Here is a 2,066-nt window from a genome sequence, read left to right as displayed (position 1 = left end):
GGTTTGCCGGGCGGACTACATGGCGAGGTCGCCGAGGATCCACATCCAGCCGGTGCCCACCACGGTCCAGATGATGATGATGGCCACGGACATGATGAAGGCGACCTTGAACCACTCGGAGACCTTGACGTACCCGGAACCGTAGACCACCCCGGACGGGCCCGAGGCGTAGTGGCTGATGGCGCCGAACAGGTTGCCGATGTAGCCGAGGGCGAGGGCCGCGAACATCGGCGGGGCACCCGCGGTGATGGCCGCACCCAGGAAGACGCCGTACATCGCGACGATCTGCGCGGTGTTCGAGGCGAACATGTAGTGCGCATAGAAGTACACGAGCGCGAGGATGGCGAAGGCGACCGGCCAGGACATGCCGCCGACGGCACCGGAAACCACCGAGCCGATCCACGTGATGACGCCCAGGTTGTTCAGGTTCTCCGCCATGCCCACCAGGACCGCGAAGAAGATCAGGGTGTTCCAGGCGGAGCCGTTCTTGGCCATGTCGTTCCAGGTGAGCACCTTGGTCACCAGTAGCACCGCGATGCCGACGAAGGCCGCCGTGGTGGCGTTGACGCCAATGGCCGTGCCGAAGACCCACAGCAGCAGGAGCAGCACGAACGTGGCCGCCATGATGATCTCACCGCGAGTCATGGACCCCATCTTCTGCAGCTCGCTGCGCGCCATGGTGGGTGCTTCCGGAGTGCTCTTCAGCGTGGGCGGGTAGACCTTCATGAGCAGCCACGGGACCACCGCCAGGCTCACGAGGCCGGGGATCAGGGCGGCCAGGGCCCACTGGCCCCAGGAGATGTGCACGCCGAGCTTCTCGGCGGAGGCCACGGCCAGCGGGTTGCCGGCCATCGCGGTGATGAACATGGCGCTGGTGATCACGTTGACGTGGGCGGCGGTGAACGTGAGGTAGGAGCCGAGCTTCCTGCGGGACTCGTCGGTGTCCGGGGTGGAGCCCTGCACCTCCGCGACGGAGCGAACGATCGGGTAGATCACACCACCGGCGCGGGCCGTGTTGGACGGGGTGGCCGGGGCGAGCAGGAGGTCCGTGACGGCCATGCCGTAGGCGATGCCTAGGGGCGACTTGCCGAGGACCCGGAGGAACATCAGGGCCACGCGGCGTCCCAGCCCGGTGAGCAGGAACCCGTCTGCGATGAAGAACGCCGCGACGATGAGCAGCACGGCGGAGTTGGAGAACCCACTCAGCGCCTCCCCGCCCTTGACGTCCATGGCGCCGGTGATCATGGCCGTGGCCAGACCGATCAGCGCCACCGAGGGGGTGGGCAGGGGCTGCAGGATGAGCCCCAGGATGGTCGCGACGAAGATCCCGAGCATGTGCATGCCGCGGGGGTCCACGCCCTCCGGCGCGGGGATGAAGAAGATCACCGCCCCGATGAGGAGCATGAGCCCGAATTTCCAGAGCATGGAGACGGTGTCCCGACTCATGGTTCTGGATTCGTGGGTGGAATCAACCTGATGGCCGGACATTTCTGCCTCCGAGTGTCGCTCCGGTGTGAGACTCTTCTCGCCTCAATTTTAGACCCGGGGCCAAGGGAAATACGGTTCCCCGGGCATGTGGGGGCGGCCTGATTCGTGTTTCCCGTCACCATTCATCGGGTGACCATGGTCACTGGGTCAAAGGCCGGATGCGGGTCGGTTTTCAACCGCCCGTAGGTGTCGACGTCGAGACGTTCTCCGTCCACCAGGAATTTCTGGCGCTGGGTGCCCTCTTTGAGGAAACCGGCTCTTCTCGCGACGACGCCGGAGGCCGGGTTGTTGACGCGGTGGCCAAGTTCGAGACGATCCAGTCCGCGCTCCGCGAGGGCCCACTCCGCGATCGTGGCCGCGGCACGGCTCATGACTCCCCTGCCGCGCGCCTGGTCGGTCATCCAGTACCAGAACCAGCCGTTCCTGTTGTCCTCGTCCACCGTGACGCAGACGAGGCCGATCAGTGCGTCCGAGTCCACGATGGCCCACGGTTCATGGGAAGAGTCTGTGCTCACGAGGCGGGCGACGTACGCCGACGCTTCCTCGACCGAAGTGACCACGCCTTGACGGGCCATATC

Annotated in this window: 2 protein-coding genes; both read right to left on the bottom strand. The window is 65.8% G+C overall.

The window, feature by feature from the left end; all coding sequences use genetic code 11:
• Nucleotides 1-15: 15 nt before the first annotated feature.
• A complete protein-coding gene (locus tag KVA01_RS12520) occupies nt 16-1,446 on the bottom strand; it encodes an anion permease (protein WP_141270573.1) in 1,431 nt (476 codons plus the stop codon).
• A 164-nt stretch (nt 1,447-1,610) separates the two neighbouring features.
• A partial coding sequence (locus KVA01_RS12515; RefSeq protein ID WP_141270571.1) for a GNAT family N-acetyltransferase occupies nt 1,611-2,066 on the bottom strand: 456 nt, incomplete at its 5' end.

It is taken from the genome of Kocuria varians (genome assembly GCF_006539885.1).
GTDB classification, from domain to species: domain Bacteria; phylum Actinomycetota; class Actinomycetes; order Actinomycetales; family Micrococcaceae; genus Kocuria; species Kocuria varians.
Note: the sequence above shows the minus strand (reverse complement) of the source record. Positions and strands in the feature narration are given on the sequence as shown.

Excerpts from the sequence above, each read along its gene's own strand:
- KVA01_RS12520 (WP_141270573.1), bottom strand. The coding sequence starts at position 1,446 with ATGAGTCGGGACACCGTCTCCATGCTCTGGAAATTCGGGCTCATGCTC.